This is a genomic window from Thalassospira lucentensis MCCC 1A00383 = DSM 14000 (assembly GCF_000421265.1).
Lineage (GTDB): Bacteria > Pseudomonadota > Alphaproteobacteria > Rhodospirillales > Thalassospiraceae > Thalassospira > Thalassospira lucentensis.
Genome location: NZ_ATWN01000007.1, coordinates 127,134 through 141,196 on the forward strand (window position 1 = coordinate 127,134; position 14,063 = coordinate 141,196).

A 14,063-nucleotide genomic window follows, 5' to 3' on the forward strand; every position below is an offset into this window, starting at 1 on the left:
CAGCGTGTAAGGGGACCGCAGGGAGAGAGCCATGGCAAAGAACCAATGTATCGCTGGTATCTATCTTGACGAAAAGTACAAGGTGCGTCGCCGTCCCGAGGTCGAACACGAACAGGCTGTCGCGATTTATGACCTGCTCGAAGATAACCATTTTGAGCCTGCTGGCGGGTTCGAAGGGCCGTATTCGGTCCATATGCGCATCGAAGAAAACCGCATCTATATGGATGTGCGCGGCGATGATGACAGTGAAAACCTGACCACCATTCCCGTGCCATTGTCGCCGTTTCGCCGCATCGTCAAAGATTACTTCATGATCTGCGAAAGCTATTATGACGCGATCAAAAAGGCCAGTGCATCACAGATCGAAACCATTGATATGGCGCGTCGAGGGTTGCACAACGAAGGGTCGGAGCAATTGCGCGAGCTTCTGGCTGAGAAGGTGACAGTTGATGAAAATACTGCACGTCGCCTGTTTACCCTGATTTGCGTCCTTCACATCCGGGGTTAAGGCACAGTGGCAGAAGAGCTTCCCGGATCGGTTCTCTTTGCCTGTAGTTTCAATGCCGTTCGTTCGGTGATGGCGGCGGCCATCATGCGCCATTATCACGGGACGCGCATTTATGTCGAAAGCTGCGGTCTGCGCGCTGGTGAGGTTGATGGTTTTGCCATTGCCGTGATGGATGAAATCGGTCTGGACATTTCCTCATACAAATCCAAAACGTTTGATCAGCTTGAAGACGGGTTCTTTGATCTCATCATCACCATGTCACCAGAAGCCCAGCATCGTGCGGTCGAAATGACCCGCACCATGGCCTGTGATGTTGAATTCTGGAATACCTTCGATGCCACCATTGTCGAAGGATCGCGTGAAACGCGGCTTGAGGCCTACCGTCAGGTGCGTGATCAGATCAAAAATCGCATCCTCGATCGTTTCCCGGTCGGACCTTCGCCAAAAGTCTGATTATTTGTTTTGGGCAAGATCGGTAAACGCGTCACCATCAAGAACAAAGATCTTTTCTTCATCGGCAGGACGCATGCCGAGTTTTTCATAGAACCGCTGACCGATGACGTTTTGGGCATCAACTGATAGCCTGATATAGGTTTTGCCTTGCGCATGCGCCTGTTTGGCGACAGCTTGAACCAGATTTCGCGCAAGGCTGCCCCCTGGCTGTGCCCCGCGATGAGACGGGGCGACATACAGGTCCTGAATATAAAGCCCGGCCTGTCCACGGAACGTTGAATAGCTGGGGAAATACAGACAAAGCGCAACCGGAGTGCTGTTTTCGGTCGCGATCATGGCCTCAAAGGCGGGGGTATTTCCAAACCCGTCCCGGACAAGATCGTCTGGACTGCTTTTAAATTTGTCCTTGCATCCGGTGGCAGCAGCAATCTGAAACAGCATTGCATGAAGGGCCGGGACGTCATCCTTTTGTGCCAGACGGATGTCAGGTTGGTTCTTTGTCGACATGGCGGTTGGTTCCAAAGGGCTAAGGTCAGGACCTATTAATGCGAAAGACTCCAGACAATAGAACCGATTAGGCACCCCAGCAAAGAGCCAAAACCACAGGCAGCCATCATAAGCCGTCGTAACGCGGGCCTATAAACGCATCAACAGCCGTTGCCATGCCGTGTATGCAGTGCTGGAACGCCGAGGGGGTGGTGTGAAAGGACTTGACCTTTTGCCCGGTTCAGAGCAGTTTGCGCCCCACCGGTATTTTGATATTGCAATACGAAAGCTAGGAGTCACATGGCTAAAGAAGACGTTATCGAGTTTCAGGGCACTGTCGTTGAACTTCTGCCCAACGCGATGTTCCGCGTGAAGCTGGACAATGACCACGAAATCCTTGCTCATACCTCGGGCAAAATGCGTAAGAACCGTATTCGTGTTCTCGCAGGGGACCGTGTCAGCGTCGAAATGACCCCTTATGACCTGACCAAGGGTCGTATCACCTTCCGTTTCAAGTAATTTGAAACCTGCTTACAGCGTAAATTGACCTTGTCTGGCGTGCGGTTTACCTTTGCGCCCAAGGGCAATTGTTCTGTGTATGGAACGCGTGTGACAAGGTCACATCGCGAACCAAGGGTAAAGATCCGACATCCGGGAGCCGCGTCTTGTCGAAACTGATACTGGCCTCTGCATCGCCGCGCCGTCTTGAGCTGCTTGCGCAGATCGGAATTGTGCCAGATCAGGTTGCCCCGGCGGATATCGACGAAACGCCAGCGGCCGACGAAAGTCCGCGCCGACTTGCCTTGCGCCTTGCCGAAGAAAAAGCCCGTGCCGTTGCCAAAAGCAATGGCGGGGCTTTTGTCCTTGCCGCCGATACTGTTGTTGCCTGCGGAACCCGCGCGCTGGGCAAGGCATCCGATGAACGCGAAGCGCGCAAATTCCTGACCCTTCTTTCTGGTCGTCGCCATCGTGTTTACGGCGGTGTCTGTCTGATTGCGCCGGATGGCACTGAGCGGTCCCGCGTGATCGAAACACAGGTTAAATTCCGAACCCTCGGTACCGAAGACCTTGACCGTTATCTTTCGCATGACGAATGGAAAGGCAAGGCAGGTGCCTATGCCATTCAGGGCCATGCGGCGACCTTTATCAAGGCGATTTCCGGCTCCTATTCCAATGTCGTCGGGCTGTCGCTCTGTGAGGTGGACGGCCTCCTGCGTGGTCTTGGCTACCCCGTCAAAGAGGTCTGATCATGACAGCTGGCGTACCCCCAAAAGGCCGCCTGCTCATTGACGCTGTTGCGCTTGAACGGCGCATTGCCCTTATTGAACAGGGGCGCCTTTCGCGTCTTTGGATTGATCGTGGTGGGCCTGCACGGTTTGACCTTCATCTTGGCCGGGTGTCAAAGGTTCTGCCGGAAATGGCCGCGGCGATGGTGGCCCTTGAGGGGCTTGATGACGGTCTGCTGCCGTTTGATCGCTACACCGGGCCACTTCATGAAGGCCAATGGGTGCTGGTGCAGATTTCCCGGCTTGGCTTTGAAGACAAGGGTGTGAAGCTCACCGGGCGGATTGCCATCGAAGGGCTGGGCATGATCCTGCGCCCGCACGGCAAACAGATCGAACTTCCCCGGAAACTCAAGGACGAAGGCCGTCGTGCCGATTTGGCGCGTCACCTCAAATCGCTTCAGACTGATGATGATGGCATCATGCTGCGCAGTCATGCCCTTGAGTGGGACGGGGCAGCACTGTCGGGCGAATATCAACTGTTGCGCCGCCAATGGCAGGCCGCGACCGCAGCGCTGGCTGATCCTAAAAAACCGCAACGGATATCGCCTGCGCAGTCTGAGGTCGATCAGATGATCGAACGCCACCTGATGGCGGGGGGCGCATGCGTCGTCGATGGAACGAATGAATTTGTGCGCCTGCGCGGCATTTTAAAGGCCCGTGGTGTGCCAGACGACAATCTTGCCCGTCACACTGGGGCGCAGCTTTTGTTTGCCGCCAGTGATCTTGAAATCGATCTTGAAGACGAGATGAACATGGCGTTGTCGTCACGGGTGGAACTTCCCGGTGGCGGCTGGATCGCGGTTGACCCGGCAACCGCACTTTGTGCGATTGATGTGAACGCTGGTGGGGGCGATGCAGGCCGGGATAGTGAAGCCCGTGCGATTGAGCTTAATGCTCGTGCGGCCATAGAAATCGTTCATCAAATCCGCTTGCGCAATATTGGCGGATTGATTGTGATTGACCCCTTGCGGGTGAAATCGCGTGCCGGACGCGACAGGTTTGATGTCGTTCTGCGCGAAACTTTCGGGGCGGAGCTTGAAGGGGCTGTTCAAATTGGCGGGTTCACACGGCTTGGCCTGTTTGAGTTTAGCCGCCAGCGGTCGGGCGAATCGCTTCGTGAGCGGATGCAGGTAAAGTCAGACACGCACAGACTTTCAAACCAAACGGCGCTTAATGCGGTCATCCGTCATGTGATTGGCGACTGTCGCAACGGTCTCGTCGGGGCGGTTAAGCTTTATGTGGCTCCGGCGATTGCCGAACGACTTGCGTTGAATGAAAATGGTGCAAACATCTTGCGAAATGAATTGGGGGTTACCCCTGAAATCATCGCAGACCCGATGCTAAGCGAAGATGCCTACCGGTTGGAGAAAAAGACATGACAGAAAAAAACACAGCAAAAACAGCAGGGTCGGGCTGCCCTGTTTGTGACAAGCCGGTTGAAGAAAAATACAAGCCGTTCTGCTCGAAACGCTGTGCGGATCTTGACCTTGGGAAATGGTTGAATGAAAGCTACGCAATTCCCGCAGCCGAGCCGCCCGAGTATCTCGAAGACCTTGAAGATGAAGAAGAATTTTAACGGGAAAAAAAATGCGATTTGAGTCTGGACAAGCCCCAAAGGAGTTTGTATAACCCGGCTCGTTCCGCAGGGGACACTCTGGAAACAGAGATGAAAGATTAAGATGCCCAGATAGCTCAGTTGGTAGAGCAGTGGACTGAAAATCCGCGTGTCGGTGGTTCGAACCCGCCTCTGGGCACCATCTTTCATAAAACAAAAAAGACCCGGCTTTCATAGCCGGGTCTTTTTGATTCCGGGTCTATGTCAGACTTTGTTGTCTGGAATCCAAAGTGTGAATTCAACACCCTCATCATCCTGATCAGTTCCTTCGCCAATCAGGTTGCGTTTGTCATCAAGGGTGAATGTACCCGACGCAAATGCCCCTTTGGTACAATTTGCAAACCATGTGCCTTCTGTCGGGGCGTCGTTTTTGGTTACGCTCAGTTGTGCTTTGCATTGCGAACTGTTTGGGCCGACAAACTCAAGTGTCCCGCCATAATCTTTGAGCGACACCTTGGTATCGAGATGCCCATCGGTCAGCTTGCTTCCCCAAGTCATTGCGATGGTGCGATCATAGGTGCCCATTCTGGCGCTGGACCAGTTACCGCCTTGTGCACCCGAAGTCTTGGTTCTCGTCATCGCGCATGCTGGAGTAGGTAGCGCCATTACCCGCGCTGCATAGGCGTCACGGTCATCGACCAGACTGATGTTATGGGTCAATTTTGCGATGTCGAAATCAGCGTTCCCGCAGTAGACAACAGTGACGATTGAATCGATGCCGCCGCGATCGTTGTCGTAAATTTTGCGGCCATTTGTCGCACGGAAGCCGAATTTGGCGACTTTACATTGCGAACTTTCGCCAATTTTGGCGTCAGCATAATAGCCCACTGCCTTCCCATTCACGTTTGACGTGATCGGATAGGTTTTCAATACTGTCACATTTGATGTTTCGAATGTGTCTCGGAATTGCGCTTCGTCTGCAAGTTCCTGTTCGCTTTGTGGGGTGAACCAGACATCAAATGTATATGCATTTGTGACCAGACCCTGCCCGCAGGCCAGTTCCCATCTTTCGTTCTGGACTTGACCATTGTTACGATCACTCTGTTCGAGCTTGGTCACCGGAATGTTCGAGGCCGTCGGCACGTTAAACCGTGACTTGCCAATCGGTACTTCTTTCCATTCTGAAAATGCATAATCTCTGGTGGTCTGGCACCCGGCCAGCAACAGTGTTGTCCCCAAAACGGCGAACCCGATAAGTTTCTTGGTGTTCATTATTACCCTCTAGATTGTATGTCCCACGATGAGGATAGCCACTATTGGCAGGTTTGAGACCTGTTCGAAAGTGGTGGAAATGCGGTTTTCTAATATGTTTTTTAGGTATCTGGTCGCTCTTAAGTAAGCGTCAGTCTCATCATTCAGAAGTGGAGACCTGCAGCAAATGCCAAGTGTTGGAGGTCAGGCGAAGCAAAATGCCGCAAACATCAATTCTTGGATGTTTGCGGCATTTTTGTGGGATCTGTTGGGGTTAAAGTTCGATTTGAAGCAGTATATTTGAGCCTTTTTGGTCGGTGCCTTTACCATAAAGTAGCTTGTCATTTTCGGGATAGAAAAATCCCTTGGCACTTTGACCATTGTTACATTTCATAGACCAATCTGCATTCAGTGGTTTTTGTGGGTCTGAGGCTTTGAAGTGACCTTCACATGTTAATCCTTCATCAAATGATACATTGAACACACCAGTGGTTGGCCCATGAGAAATTTCTATTGGACCCGACCCTTTGTAAGTGCCGTCCCACACAACAGTGGCATTTGCTTTTTTTTGAGTGTCGAGTGTTTCGGTTAACTTTGGCTCGCTGTAAGCAGACGTGCAATCTTGTAACTGACCAGCGTTGGCAGCGCCATTTTTAGTCATATCAACGGTTTCGACAAACGTTCCCATATCAATACGCTCATCACCGCAATAGTGAAGCTCTATATATGTATCAACCTGTCCACGGTCATTGTCATACATGCGGGCATTTTTGCCGCGAATACCAAAAATTGCTCCCTGACAAATGTCTCCGTTGGATTTTTTAACATCTGCATAGTAACCAATACGGCGTCCTGTAGGGATCGTTACAGAAGTTGTGTTTTGAAGACTCACATTGGATCCAGCCCCCGCTATTACTTGGGCAGCAAAAGTCTCCTCTGATTTAAGGTCACTAATTGTCGATGGGTTGAACCATGCACTCGAAACATGTTGAATTTGAACTTCACCTTTTCCGCAGGCAAGTACCCATTTCTCGTCAAGAACCTGACCATTGTTGCGGGATCGCTGTTGAACTGCACTTACCGGGACTGACAACGCCTGCATGATATTAAAACGTGCACTTGCAATAGGCGTTTCTTTCCATTCCGAAAAATGGTTTGAGCGTGTGGTCTGGCAGCCGCTCAATGCCATGCATCCAAGGATGGTTGTGAGGAGTACTGGATTCCAAAACTGATTTAATTTCATTGAAGTAAATTTCTTCCATAATTTATTATGTTGGCAGAAGTAACGCGTGGCGCATTCCAGTCGGGACCACGAGTTCATTCCTCGGAAACAGGTACGAAACCCGAAATCTATTTCGGTGACATTGTCCAACATTATCAATGGTTAATTTGCGATGGATACTATCTATAAGAACGGGTTGGCTGCTCTGTCCTATCCTATTGATTAGGGTTGGGGGTTGATAGACGATTTAATGTTTGGGTTTGTTCGAGGGCGATGAAAAAGTAACTATTTAACATGCTTTCACTTGATGATTCTTGCAGAGCCTCTTGGGTCCACATGCCTGTAAAGAATCGGTAAGAGATCGGATGCGCTGGATTAAGCAGGCACGCACCCTATCTTCTCAAAGTTTATGAATTTGTTGCTGTTGTGATCAAATGAACAGAAATCTTCTGGTCTGGTTTCAAATGAAAGGTGCAGTTTGTGTAAGCAGTGAGATATGCGTTTAGTGCTTGATTTGACGAGGGGTTTAGGGCTTTTGTTGCGGAAATTTGACAATCCGCTACCATCATTCCGGCATGTGATTTCAACCCGCTGAAACATAAAAACGTTTATGATATAAGGTTTTGGTGAAATCCGCTGTGCTGCAAGAGCAATACGCCTAGGGGACCCAAAATGGCCGAGAAGCAGATCGAAATCGAACTGAAACTTCGGATCGATCCAAAGCACGTTTCGCGTTTGCGTCAGGCACCCGTCTTACGCGAGGTGAAAGAAGGCCGTCGCATCGAGACGACCCATCTGGTTTCCATCTATTATGATACGCCCAAGCTGTCGCTGGCGCGCAAGGGGCTTGCCATTCGGGTGCGCAAGATTGGAACGCAAGGGTGGGAGCAAACCGTTAAGGCCACCAATGGCCTGCGCGAGGCTTTGCCCGCACGTCACGAATGGACAGTACCGCTTGAAGACGGGGCACTTGATCTTGAGAAATTTACCGACAAGGACGTTAAAAAGCTTCTGAGCAAGTTTGCCAAGAAGAAAACCATCGACCGGATTTTTGAAAGCGACCTTAAACGCAGTGCCGTTGATCTGACTTACCGTGATGCGGTGATGGAAATGGCCATAGATCAGGGTGTTGTGCGCGCCGGTGAGGCCGAAGTGCCACTTTCCGAAGTCGAGTTTGAATTAAAAGATGGCCATCCCGCCGCTTTGTTTGACTTGGCACTAGAGCTGCAACGCACTGTTCCCTTGCTGTTGAGCATGCGATCTAAAGCATCGCGCGGTCGGGATTTGTACCTTGGCACGGAGACACGCTTTTATAAGCCAGACGCGGTTGCCCTGACAGCTGATATGTCGGCCGAAACAGCCTTTCGAGCCGTCCTTGCGCAGGGGCTTCGGATGATCCTTGGCAATGAGATTTGTGTGCGTCAGGACCTTCATGTCGAAGGCTGCCATCAGATGCGGGTTGGCATGCGCAGGCTGCGGGTGGCGTTTAATCTGTTTAAAAAGAACCTGCCACATGGCGAGGCGGTTTTGCTGAGGCGGTTGTTAAAGACGTGTAGCAAGGGACTTGATGCCTTGCGTGATTGGGATGTGTTTCTTGGCGAAACCTTGCCCCTGATCGAAGAACGGTTTTCGCAAAATGTGGGTGTTGCCGAGTTGCGCAAAGCCGCCGAGATTGAACGTCAAAAGGCGTTGGTCGCAGCACATGATATGCTCGATAGCCCGGAATATGGGCAGCTTCTTTTGATCCTTGGCGCATGGGCCAGCTATTCGCGCTGGGCATCCGGGGCCAGTGCATCACAGATGAAAGCCATGGCTGCCCCGATTGGCAAGATGGCCGAGCCATTGCTGGAACGGGTTTATAAACGTGTTACCCGTCGCGGCGACAACATCACTGCGTTGACCACGCCACAGCTTCATGCACTGCGTCTTGATGTTAAACAGATGCGCTATGGCACCGATTTCTTTGGCGGTGTCTATGGCAGCAAGAAGGTCAAAAAGTTCCGCAACGGCCTTGTCGCCATGCAGGATATTCTTGGTGAGTTGCAGGATGCAGCCGTGGCTGAAAAACGGCTGATGTCACTGGCGCCAAAACTGTCAAAAGAAGGACTGGTGGCCATCGGGCTGGTATCTGGCTGGTATGCCGCACGTGTTGACCATGAACTGGACGGTCTTGGCATGGCCTGGAAAGAGTTCGCAGAACGCAAGTTGTTCTGGAGTTGACTGATACCATATTGTGCCGTTTCTAATCGATGAAGGCTGCGGGGGATTACGCCGCAGCCTTTTTCATGTCCTGATAGGCCGCCAAAGCCCGCTCACGGCCTTCTTTCAAGCCGATCAAGGGATCGGGGTAGGACTTGCCCAGCGTGACGTCAGCAGCCTTGAGGATCAAGGGCGATGCTTCCCATGGTTTGTGGATGTATTGATCAGGCATGTCGCGCAGTTCCGGCACCCATTGGCGAACATATTCGCCCTTGGGGTCAAATTTTTCGCCCTGAAGCACCGGATTAAAAATACGGAAATATGGAGCTGCATCCGCCCCGCACCCGCCGATCCATTGCCATGAAAACGGATTGTTGGCCGGGCAGGCATCGACAAGTGTGTCGTCAAACCATGCCAGCCCGTCGCGCCAATGGATCAAAAGATGTTTGACCAGAATGGATCCGACAATCATCCGCACCCGGTTGTGCATGTATCCGGTATGCCAAAGTTCACGCATGCCGGCATCGACGATGGGAAAGCCGGTTTGCCCGCGCTGCCAGGCTGCCAGATCGTCGGGGGCATCTGACCATGCAAAGCTGCTGAACTTATCTTGCAGCGGCTGGGTTCGAAGGTCTTCGGCGTGAAACAGGATATGATGGGCAAATTCCCGCCATCCGAGTTCGGATATAAACTTCGATGCGGTTTTGCCTTTGCCGGGATTGGCATCGGCAAAATGGTTTGCGGTGTGCCAGACCTGAAATGGGCTGATTTCGCCAAAGCGTAAATGCGGGGAAAGTTCGGACGTCACCCGGTGATCCGGGCGGTCGCGCAGATCGGCGTAGTCTTGCAACCGGTCATCAATGAAATCAAACAACTGATCCATCGCGCCTTTTTCGCCGGGGGTAAAGCGTTCAGATAATCCCACGGCCCAATCAAATGGCTTGGGCGACAGATCCAGTGTTCGAAGGTCAACCTGACCTTTGATGTCTTGATCGCAAAGCGTGATGGTTTCAGGTGCCATGAAAGGCGCACGTGGCGGTGGGTTTTTTTGGCAGGCGCGCCAGAACGGGCTAAAGACCTTGAAATCAGTACCGCCGCCGGTTTTGACTTCCCACGGTTCAAACAGAAGCTGCGCCTTGAAACTCTCGCACGTAAGACTGCGATCCATCATGGCGGCCTTGATTTCGGTATCGCGCGTGATCGATGGCTTGTCATAAAGTCGGTTCCAGAACAATGCCCCGACCGGCTGGCTTTCAATGATGGTATCAAGGATATCAGAGGACTTGCCGACAAACAGCCGCAAGGCAGTGTTTTTAGGCATGTTAGCGCTAACATCGCCAAGCTCTGAAATGGCGCGGTCAAGCACGGTCAGGCTTTTTTCAAGCCACCATCGAGTAGCCCCGCCAAGCTGATCTGAAATCACTGGATCAAGGATGAATAGCGGTAAAACAACCCCGTCATTTTCGCGCGCCCACTGGGTTGCTGCGCGTAAGGCCGGATTGTCGGCCAAACGCAAATCATTGCGAAACCACATGATGGCGATTGGACGGTCGGTCATTGATATCCTTAAAGATCGTCTTGGAATTTCGACAGAAAGGTGAGAGAGCGTCTCGACTGTGACAGCGTATAGAGGGGGTGCCGAGCCGCTCTCTCTGGCTTAGGGTACATTAAGAGGTACGTTCCATGATCGTGATCAGTTCACCAAAACTTTGCGTCAGGGCATTTTTGTTCCATCCGGCAAACCCAAGCACCAGCCCCTGCGGCAGATTAGGGCGGTTTTGGGCCGATTTATCGTGGAAATAAGACGACAGCGCGCGGCAATCAAGCCCGGCTGTGACCATCTTTTCCTGCAAAACCATGTCGTCATGCCCGGCGATAAGTTTTGTGCAGAAATGCAGTCCACCGTCTGACGGCATAATAGAAAGTGCGCCTGACGCACGATCCGCAATCAGGTTTTGCAGATGTGTGCGCCGTTCGCCGTACCGCAGGCGCATCTTGCGTACGTGACTGCCAAAATGGCCGTCGGCGAAAAACGCGGCAAGGGCGGCTTGCGCGGTTGGGGCGGGGACCCCGTCGGCAAAGCCGCGCATACCGCGAAAGGCCGGGATTAACGCCTTTGGCAGCACCAGATATCCAAGCCGAATACCGGGAAACATCACCCGGGAAAACGTGCCGACATAAATCACCCGGTTTTGGGTATCAAGCCCCTGAAGGGATGACAGCGGTGGCCCGTCATAGCGGTATTCGCTGTCGTAATCGTCTTCGACAATCCAGGCATCATTGGCATCCGCCCATTGCAACATCGCCAGACGCCGCGCAAGCGAAAGGGTCGTTCCCAATGGGTAATTGCGCGATGGGGTTGTGACCACGATCCGTGCTGGAGATGATGTGTTTGAAAGCAGATCAACGCACAGCCCTTCGTGATCGACCGGAATGGCCTGAACATCGGCACCACTGGCGGCAAGAACACCGCGTATGCCTTCGTAGCCGGGGTCTTCGGTAGCGATGACATCGCCGGGATCGACGAGTGCACGGGCAATCAGATCAAGCGCCTGCTGCGCGCCAGATACAATCATCACCTGATCGGCATCGCAATTGACCCCGCGCGACTGGCGCAGCCATTTTGCGATTTCATGGCGCAATTGCGAAAGGCCAAGCGGATCATCGGGGATCGTCAGATCAATATCGGGCGACCGCCATGCACGGCGCAACAACCGCGCCCAAAGGTCAAAGGGAAAGCCATCCAGATCCGGTGTGGCGGGGTTAAACGGACGGGCGACCCGGAACCTTGGGAAGCGTCGCTGATATTCGAGCATGCGCGCGACACTTTGGCTGAGCCGCAAGGGGCGTTCATTGGTCTTGGATGCATTTCCTTGATCGCTGGTTTGATGCGTTGCCGCCATATCGCGGTCGGGCAGGGTGCTGGCAACAAAGCTTCCGGCTCCGACACGGGTTTCGAGGTAGCCTTCGGACGTCAGCAGGTCAAAACTGGTGACCACGGTATTGCGCGATATGCCAAGTGTTCTGGCCAGGTCGCGGCTGGCCGGAAGCCGTTCGCCCGGATGGAGCCGCCCATCAAGAATGGCGGCCCGTATGCCGTGATAAAGCCGCCGATAGGCGATGGGTTCTGCCCGGTCGCCGGTTTGGTCGGTGTGGCTGGGATATATCCAGCTGTAATCGCTGCGCATGCTGATCGGCCTGACGGTTTGAATTGGTTCTATGTATTTTATTATAATGGACCTTTTGAAAAGTCCAATAATCGCGATGATCAGGCGAAACACCCCGCGTGCCATCACCGACGAACAAAAGAGAACCCCATGTCTGACGTACTTGATTTGCCTGACCAATATGATGTTCACCCCGTAACCAAAATTGTGCGTGGTCCCAAGCGTGCATCCTATGACCGTAAGCTTGTTCACGGGATCATTGATGACGCCTTGATTTGCCATGTTGGAACGGTGGTCAATGGTCGCCCCACCATGATCCCGACCGCCCACTGGCGGGTGGGCGAACGGATTTATATCCATGGGGCGTCGAAAAACCGCATTCTGGGCGCGATTGCCGAGGGGGCGGAGGCCTGCCTGTGCATCACCCACCTTGATGGGCTGGTGATGGCGCGTTCGGCATTCCATCATTCAGCCAACTATCGTTCGGTCGTGATTTACGGCAAGGGTGAGGTTGTATCTGATGACGCAGGCAAGATGGAACATTCCCGCCTGTTTATGGAAAAGCTTGAACCGGGACGGTGGGGCACCATCCGTGAACCCAACAAGCAGGAGCTTAAAGCCACCATATTCCTTGGCTTTGACCTGAACGAAGTTTCCGCCAAAGTCCGGGCCGGTGATCCGGTCGATGATGACGAAGATTACGACCTGCCGGTGTGGGCCGGGGTTCTGCCGTGCCAGAACATGTGGGGCACGCCGGTTGACGATGCCAAGATTGATCCCGGCTTTGTCGGTAAAGGCAAAAAGCCGGAGTAGGATTTCTCGCTGAAACGAAAACCGGCTGGCAGAGGGAACTCTGTCAGCCGGTTTTTCTGTATCGTGATGCTTGATCGTGAGACGGATTAATCGACCATCGCCGCCGCAATTCTTGCGCCAAGGCGGGCATTGTTGCGCACAAGAGCGATGTTGGCTTCAAGGCTTTTGCCATCGGTCAGTTCGGTCACGCGTTTAAGCAGGAACGGGGTAACGTCGCGCCCTTGAATGCCTTTTTCGGTGGCCTCGGCCAGTGCGCTTTCAATCGCACCTTCGATGGCTTCGCGGGCGAGCGCCTTGTCGGCCTCGGGCGGGTTGCCAATCACAGCCCCACCTTCAAGACCAAATTCCCATTTCGATGTCAGGAAGGCCGCCAGTTCTTCGGGGGTATCAAGACGAAGGGGCGCTTTTTGACCGCTTTCCACCGAATAGAACGCCGGGAATTCATCGGTGCCATAGGCAATCACCGGCACACCCAGCGTTTCAAGATGTTCAAGCGTTTTAGGGATATCAAGGATCGCCTTGGCACCAGCACAGACAACCGCGACACTGGTTTTACCAAGCTCGGTCAGATCAGCCGATACATCGTAATTCCCGGCAAGATCACGGTGAACCCCACCAATACCACCCGTGGCAAACACCCGGATGCCGGCCTTTTCGGCCAAAATCATGGTGGCGGAAACCGTGGTCGCCCCGTCAAGTTTCTTGGCAAGGCAATAGGGAATATCGCGGCGCGACAGTTTCAGGATGTCCGTGCCCTTGGCGAAATATTCCAGCTCATCGGCGGTAAGACCGATTTTGCAGCGACCAGCAATCACGGCGATGGTGGCGGGAACCGCACCATTATCACGCACATCCTGTTCAACAGCACGCGCCGTTTCAAGGTTCTGCGGATAGGGCATGCCATGGGAAATAATGGTCGATTCAAGGGCGACAACCGGCTTGCCCGCAGCAAATGCTTCGGCGACTTCAGGGGCGATATCGATATGATTCAACATAAAGTGGCTCATGTTTGAGTTAAAGTTTTAAAGGTCAGAATTAAACAGATCATCCTTCGAAATCCAGCCCAAAGCATTGCATGTCTGCAATGTTTCATATTGATCAATGCCACATCTGAAACGCACTT

14 protein-coding genes and 1 tRNA gene are annotated in these 14,063 nt (G+C 52.9%); 9 read left to right on the forward strand and 6 right to left on the reverse strand.

The window, feature by feature from the left end:
* The first annotated feature begins 31 nt into the window (after positions 1–31).
* The gene (locus K355_RS0115165; protein ID WP_022733005.1) at positions 32–508 is read left to right on the forward strand and encodes a UPF0262 family protein; all 477 of its coding nucleotides are present in this window, start codon (positions 32–34) and stop codon (positions 506–508) included.
* Between the two features lie 6 nt (positions 509–514).
* Entirely contained in the window at positions 515–961 is a 447-nt protein-coding gene (locus K355_RS0115170; protein WP_022733006.1) for an arsenate reductase ArsC, read from the forward strand.
* Here K355_RS0115170 and K355_RS0115175 read toward each other — a convergent pair whose 3' ends face one another.
* Positions 962–1,468, reverse strand: a complete 507-nt coding sequence (locus K355_RS0115175; RefSeq protein WP_022733007.1) for a GNAT family N-acetyltransferase — start codon at positions 1,466–1,468, stop codon at positions 962–964.
* Between the two features lie 279 nt (positions 1,469–1,747).
* On the opposite strand from K355_RS0115175, the gene infA reads away from it, so the two are divergent.
* The 5 genes from infA (at position 1,748) to K355_RS0115200 (ending at position 4,490) form a co-directional block, all read left to right on the forward strand.
* A complete protein-coding gene (gene infA, locus K355_RS0115180) occupies positions 1,748–1,966 on the forward strand; it encodes a translation initiation factor IF-1 (RefSeq protein ID WP_007092059.1) in 219 nt (72 codons plus the stop codon).
* A gap of 146 nt (positions 1,967–2,112) precedes the next feature.
* Positions 2,113–2,694, forward strand: a complete 582-nt coding sequence (locus K355_RS0115185) for a Maf family protein (RefSeq protein ID WP_022733008.1) — start codon at positions 2,113–2,115, stop codon at positions 2,692–2,694.
* A 2-nt stretch (positions 2,695–2,696) separates the two neighbouring features.
* Entirely contained in the window at positions 2,697–4,112 is a 1,416-nt protein-coding gene (locus tag K355_RS0115190; protein ID WP_022733009.1) for a ribonuclease E/G, read from the forward strand.
* Positions 4,109–4,309 carry a DNA gyrase inhibitor YacG gene (locus tag K355_RS0115195; RefSeq protein WP_022733010.1) on the forward strand — a complete coding sequence of 67 codons (201 nt, stop codon included), beginning with the start codon at positions 4,109–4,111 and terminating at the stop codon, positions 4,307–4,309. Before K355_RS0115190 ends, K355_RS0115195 begins: the two co-directional genes overlap by 4 nt.
* A 105-nt stretch (positions 4,310–4,414) precedes the next feature.
* A tRNA-Phe gene (locus K355_RS0115200) sits at positions 4,415–4,490 on the forward strand.
* Positions 4,491–4,552: 62 nt separating this feature from the next.
* On the opposite strand, the gene K355_RS0115205 is transcribed toward K355_RS0115200, so the two are convergent.
* Entirely contained in the window at positions 4,553–5,560 is a 1,008-nt protein-coding gene (locus tag K355_RS0115205) for a hypothetical protein (protein ID WP_022733011.1), read from the reverse strand.
* A 253-nt stretch (positions 5,561–5,813) separates the two neighbouring features.
* Positions 5,814–6,782, reverse strand: coding sequence for a hypothetical protein (locus tag K355_RS0115210; RefSeq protein WP_022733012.1), 969 nt, complete (start codon positions 6,780–6,782; stop codon positions 5,814–5,816).
* A 651-nt stretch (positions 6,783–7,433) separates the two neighbouring features.
* On the opposite strand from K355_RS0115210, the gene K355_RS0115215 reads away from it, so the two are divergent.
* Positions 7,434–8,981: a CYTH and CHAD domain-containing protein gene (locus K355_RS0115215; RefSeq protein WP_022733013.1), complete on the forward strand. Its 1,548-nt coding sequence runs from the start codon at positions 7,434–7,436 to the stop codon at positions 8,979–8,981.
* 46 nt (positions 8,982–9,027) lie between these two features.
* Here the strand turns inward: K355_RS0115215 and K355_RS0115220 are convergent, their stop codons facing one another.
* A complete protein-coding gene (locus K355_RS0115220; protein WP_022733014.1) occupies positions 9,028–10,518 on the reverse strand; it encodes a cryptochrome/photolyase family protein in 1,491 nt (496 codons plus the stop codon).
* 109 nt (positions 10,519–10,627) lie between these two features.
* On the reverse strand, positions 10,628–12,148 hold the full coding sequence (pdxR, locus tag K355_RS0115225; protein ID WP_033368982.1) for a MocR-like pyridoxine biosynthesis transcription factor PdxR: 1,521 nt from the start codon (positions 12,146–12,148) through the stop codon (positions 10,628–10,630).
* A 129-nt stretch (positions 12,149–12,277) separates the two neighbouring features.
* Here pdxR and K355_RS0115230 point away from each other — a divergent pair, with 129 nt between their 5' ends.
* On the forward strand, positions 12,278–12,940 hold the full coding sequence (locus K355_RS0115230) for a pyridoxamine 5'-phosphate oxidase family protein (RefSeq protein ID WP_022733016.1): 663 nt from the start codon (positions 12,278–12,280) through the stop codon (positions 12,938–12,940).
* A gap of 86 nt (positions 12,941–13,026) precedes the next feature.
* Here K355_RS0115230 and K355_RS0115235 read toward each other — a convergent pair whose 3' ends face one another.
* Entirely contained in the window at positions 13,027–13,935 is a 909-nt protein-coding gene (locus K355_RS0115235) for a pseudouridine-5'-phosphate glycosidase (RefSeq protein ID WP_022733017.1), read from the reverse strand.
* Positions 13,936–14,063 lie beyond the last annotated feature (128 nt).